Annotated in this window: 3 protein-coding genes; all 3 read right to left on the reverse strand. The window is 73.8% G+C overall.

The features are described 5' to 3' along the window. Positions 1–1,021 (reverse strand): hypothetical protein (locus tag BN2279_RS07210; RefSeq protein ID WP_059007624.1); only part of this gene is annotated, 1,021 nt, incomplete at its 3' end. Positions 1,022–1,325: 304 nt separating this feature from the next. After that, the gene (locus BN2279_RS07215; RefSeq protein WP_059007626.1) at positions 1,326–2,591 is read right to left on the reverse strand and encodes a vanadium-dependent haloperoxidase; all 1,266 of its coding nucleotides are present in this window, start codon (positions 2,589–2,591) and stop codon (positions 1,326–1,328) included. Positions 2,592–2,882: 291 nt separating this feature from the next. After that, the gene (locus BN2279_RS07220; protein WP_059007628.1) at positions 2,883–4,763 is read right to left on the reverse strand and encodes an ABC transporter ATP-binding protein; all 1,881 of its coding nucleotides are present in this window, start codon (positions 4,761–4,763) and stop codon (positions 2,883–2,885) included. Between the last annotated feature and the right edge of the window lie 153 nt (positions 4,764–4,916).

Raw genomic sequence — 4,916 nt, forward strand, 5'->3', positions numbered from 1 at the left:
GGGGTGAGGCCGGGGGCGTGGTCAGGTCGGGGAGCAGCCGGACGCGGGATTCGGCCAGCCGGTCCAGGACGCGGACCGCGGGCGGGCCACCGGCGGCTATGAGGCTGGCGCGGTCGGCACCCACGAACTCCGAGCAGACCAGGCCGTGATCCGTGTACACCCGCGCGAGCACGCCGCGGAACCGCGCCGCCCCGCGCACCGCCGCCTCGCCGGGCCGCTCGCTCTCCGCGAGGGCGCGGCCGAGGAGCTTGAGCCGGGTGAGGAACTGCTGGTGGTCGCGGAGTTCCAGACCTGTCATGCCGCCGGGCACCACCGGGTCCGACATCAGGGGGCGCACCTGGCTGAGGTAGTCCAGGCCCGCGAAGTCCCCGGTGAAGCGGAGGGCGGCGGAGGAGCCGTCGAGCAGGGTGATCAGCAACTCCCATTGCCCGGCGAGGTCTTCGTGCGCGGGCCGCCGCAGCGAGGCGGTCAGCCCGCCGGCGGTGACCGCCAGGCCCTGGAGCATCGCCATGAACACGTGGTGGCCGCGCCGCCAGCGGCGCAGGGGCTCGGCGACGGCCCTGGCGGGGTCGGCGGCGCGGCGGGGCAGCGGCAGCACGGCGGGCTTCTCGCCGGTCGCGGCGGCCAGCAGGCTGCCCAGCCCCTCCGCCAGCACGGCCAGCGGTCCGGTCTCCAACGCGGTGCCGCCGTGGTCGAGTTCGTCGAGGAGTTCACCGTACGCCTGGGCGGTCGCCCCGGTGAGCACGGTGAGGGGGTCGCCGACGACCCGCTGGACGCCGAAGAACCGGTCGTTGTCGAGGTTGCCCTGCGAGGCGCGGTGGTCGGGCCCGAAGGGCCGCACCACCGCCCGGTGGCACACGGTGCGCAGCCGCCGGGCGGCGCGGCGGGCCGCGCGGGTGTCGGTTCCGGCGGGCAGGGCCAGCACGGCCCGCGCGGACGCGCGCAGTTCGGGGGCGGCGGGTGACGGGTCCCAGCCGGGGGGCAGTTCCTCCGAGGGGACGAGACGGAACGGGGCTTGCATGACGGGCACTCCATACTCCGGGCGTGTCGCCGGCATGGGCGTGCCGCGGGCGGTCCCGTGGCGCGCGGGCGCCGGACACCCAAATGCGTGTGCGGTACGCGGGAGAGTTCCTGCGGCTGCACCGCTGTCCTGGGGCGACCGGACGGCCGTCCCGTCGCGTCCCCTCCCCGGCCCTCTCACCCGGAAACGGCATCCCCGGCAGAACCATCCGGACGATACCGAAGGCGTAAAAACGTATGAATATGGCGCACCGTGGGCCTGGTGGGACGGCGCCCGTCGGGCCGGGGCGCCGTCCCGTCGTGGGTCAGCCGAGGAGTTCGTCCGCGTTGCGGAGGGTGTGCGCGGCGACCTGGAGGCCGAGCCGCGCGCCCGCGGTGTCGGCGGTCCTGGTGTGAATGCCGGACCAGACACGGGCGTCGACGTTGTCCTGGGTGAGCTGGTGCCAGGACGTGTAGGTGCGGGTGACACCGGGCGCGGTGGGGCTGGTCAGCTCGAACGGCGCGGTGCGCGGGCCGACGAGGGCGGTCAGGATGCCCTCGGCGGCACCCGCGTACGTGGCGTGGCCGCTGGGGTAGTCGGGGTGGGACGGCGTGTCGTGCAGCGGCGTCCAGTCCGTGTCGCCGTCCGCGCGCAGCGCGGTGACGGGGCGCCAGGTCACGTACGCGTACTTGCTGTCGGAGGTCGCGATCTGCGTGTCCACCAGCGCGGTGTGGAACAGCGCGACCAGCGCGGTCCGTTCGGCCAGTGACCCGTCGGAGCGGGCGAGCGCGACGCGCAGCGGCTCGGTGTACAGGGTCAGGGACGAGCCGTACCAGAAGGCGGCGGTCTCGGTCTGCTCGGCGGTGCGGACGGTGCTGTCGGCGGCGCCGTAGTCGCGGACTTCGGCGAGGTCCGCCTCGTAGCGCTCGGAGCCCACGGCCGGTGGGGCGGGCAGGCGGTACTGGTCGGCGCTGTCGAGGAGGAACGGGCGGGCGTCGCGGACTCCGGCCTGGAGCGCGGGGCCGTAGGCGGGCGGCGTCGGCTGCCACACGCCGGGGGCCGGGGCGGGAAGGGTGAACGGCGCGTTGACCGAGGCGGGGTCGAGGCCGTCGTCCTCGCGGTCGGCGAGAACGTCGAGGGCCTCGGCGCGACCGGCGGCGAGGCCGCGGTCCTCGGCGGGGCCGTCGGGGACGCGGTCCAGGGTGCGTTGGAGCGCGGCGTCGAGTTCGGTGGCGCGGGCGGGGACGAGGGTGGTCAGGGCCTGGTGGACGGCACCGGCCACGGCGGCGTCCTGGTAGTCGGCGCGGTTGACGCCTCGGGGTGCCGCGTCGTCGAGCACGCGGGCGGCGGCGACCCAACCGATGGCCCACGTACGGCTGTTGGTGACCTGGGTGGGTGCTCCGGCGGTGGCGACCGTTTCGGCGGTGACGTCGTACCACTCCAGGGCCACGTCCACGCGCGCGCTGTCCTCAATGGTGTCCGACGCGGTGGCGGCGGACGGTGCGAGGGCGGTGGCCGCGGCGGCGAGCGTCAGGACCGTGGCCAGCGCGGCGGAGCGCGGGGCGAACGGACGCGGGGCGGATGTCGGCATGGGATGGACTCCTGCGGTGATCGGGAGGAACGGGACCTGCGGGTGGCCGCGACCGCGCGAGGGAGTGCGGCGCGGCGGTACGGGCAAGGGGGCGTGCGGGGTGAGCGGGCGGCGTTCAGGCGGGTGCGCTCAACAGCGGGCGCCGCGGCGGGGCGGCGGTTCGGCGCGCTGTCTCGTCGCGCGGGCGTATCCCCTGGTCACGTCCGTCATCGTCGCACCCGGACGTTAAGGGAGTCTGGCCCGCTGTGAAGCCGGTGTGGCCGAGTCGCGGCTGCCGCGCGGTGGTCGGCGTCACCGGTCGGTGTCGGCGGGTGTGGGCTCACGGCCGAACTGGGCGGCCTGGATGGCGTACAGCGCGCGGAAGTGGCCATCGGGCCGGGCCAGCAGTTCGGCCGGGCTGCCGGATTCGACGAGGCGGCCGTGGTGCAGGACGTGGATCAGGTCGGCGTGCCGGACGGAGGCCATGCGGTGGGTGATCAGGATGATCGTCTGGCCGCCCGCCGCGAGTTCGCGGATCTGGTCGAACACCCTTTGTTCCTCGCGGGCGTCGAGTGCGGCCGTGGGTTCGTCCACGATGAGCACGGGGGCGTCGCGGTAGTGGGCGCGGGCGATGCCGAGGCGCTGCCACTGGCCGCCGCTGAGCTGGTGGCCGCCCTGGTAGCCGCGCGCCAGAAGCGTGTCCCAGCCGCGCGGCAGGCCGTTGACGACCGCGTCGGCGCCCGCCTGGTGGGCGGCGGCGCGCAGGCGTTCGGCGTCGAGGGGGATGCCGGGGGCGCCGATGGAGACGTTGACGCGGGCGGTGAACCGCCAGCGGTTGAAGTCCTGGGCCACCATGGCGATCCGGGCGAAGAGCTGGTGCCGGTCGGCCTCGGCGGTGCTGACACCGTCCCAGGTGACGCGTCCGCTCTCGGGGAGGTAGAGGCCGGCCAGGAGTTTGACCAGGGTGCTCTTCCCCGACCCGTTCTCCCCGACGAGCGCGGTGATCCGGCCGGCGGGGATGGTGAGGGACACGTCGCTCAGGGCGGGTTCCGCGCTGGTGCCCGGGTAGCGGAAGGTGACCGTGTCGAAGGCGATTTCTCGGGGCGCGGTCGGAACGGGCAGGCCGCCGACGGGAATGGCCCAGCCGGCGGCCTGCGCGCAGAGTTCTTCGAGGTCGGCGACGAACAGGCTTTCGTCGTAGAGGTTGTTGATGGCGTGGACCATGCCGCTGAGGCTGGCCGAGCCGGTCCGGATGGCGAGAACGGCGGTGCCCGCGACGGACATCGCCATGGCGCCGCTCCAGGCGAGCGCGCCGAGGGTGACGTAGGTGGCGGTGCCGGCCAGTCCGGTCCACGCGGACGCCCACAGGCCGGTGCGGGCGTCGAGTCGGGCGAGACGGGTCTGCTCGTTCTCGGAGTTGGCGGACATCGCGCGGAAGTGCTTGAGGAGGAACGGGCCCACGTCGTGGACGCGGACCTCGGCGGCCGTCTCGGTGGCGGTCAGCTCGCCGCTGAGGAGGCGGCTGGCCCGGACGTGCTGGACCCAGACGCGGAACGACCGGTAGCGGCGCCGGGTGGTGACCAGTGTGCTCCACATGCTCGGCACGGTCATCAGGGCGAGGAGCGGCAGCAGGACGGGGTGCAGGACGGTCAGCACGCTCGCGGCGGCGGCCAGCGACAGCAGGGCGTTGATGACCTGGACGCAGTAGTCGATCATGTGGCGGGCGGAGACGGCGCCGTACTGGGCGGTGTCGAGCAGTCGGTGGAACTCGTCGTCCTCGATGGCGGCCAGCTCCACCTGTGCGGCCCGCGCCAAGTACCGTTCGGTCGCGACGCGTTCGACTTTGGGTTCGAGCCGTCCCGAGCCGTAGGTGGAGGCGGCGGTGAACAGGGCGGTGAGCAGCGCCGTCACGGCGACCAGGGTGAGGGCGGGCAGCGCGGCGCGGGGCCGTGCGGGCGGGTCGCCGGACGCCAGCACGGCGGCGAGGACCGTGTTGACGGCGACGAGTCCGACGGCCTGCGCGATGCCGCGGCCGGCCTCGGCCGCGGCGACGAGCCGCAGCGCGGGCCGGTCGGCCTCGCGGGCGAGGCGGACGGTGGTCATGACCAGGGCGGGCAGGGTCCTGACCATCGCCCACAGGCTGAGCGAGGCGTAGGCGCCCTGGTGGCTGTACCCGCCCCTGTTGTAGAGCAACGGGCCGCCCGTCTCTTATATACATCTCCGAGCCCACGAGACAGGCAGAAATCTCGTATGCCGACTTTTGCCAGTACATAAAAACCTCCCAGTTAATTCGTATGACCCAATTTCTTTACTCCTTTTATCGCCATCAACCTACCACTCGCGATT

Origin of the sequence: Streptomyces specialis, from assembly GCF_001493375.1 — a bacterium.
In the GTDB taxonomy this organism is placed as follows: Bacteria; Actinomycetota; Actinomycetes; order Streptomycetales; family Streptomycetaceae; genus Streptomyces; species Streptomyces specialis.

Coding starts and splice junctions, on each gene's coding strand:
- BN2279_RS07215 (WP_059007626.1), bottom strand. CDS start 2,591: ATGCCGACATCCGCCCCGCGTCCGTTCGCCCCGCGCTCCGCCGCGCTG.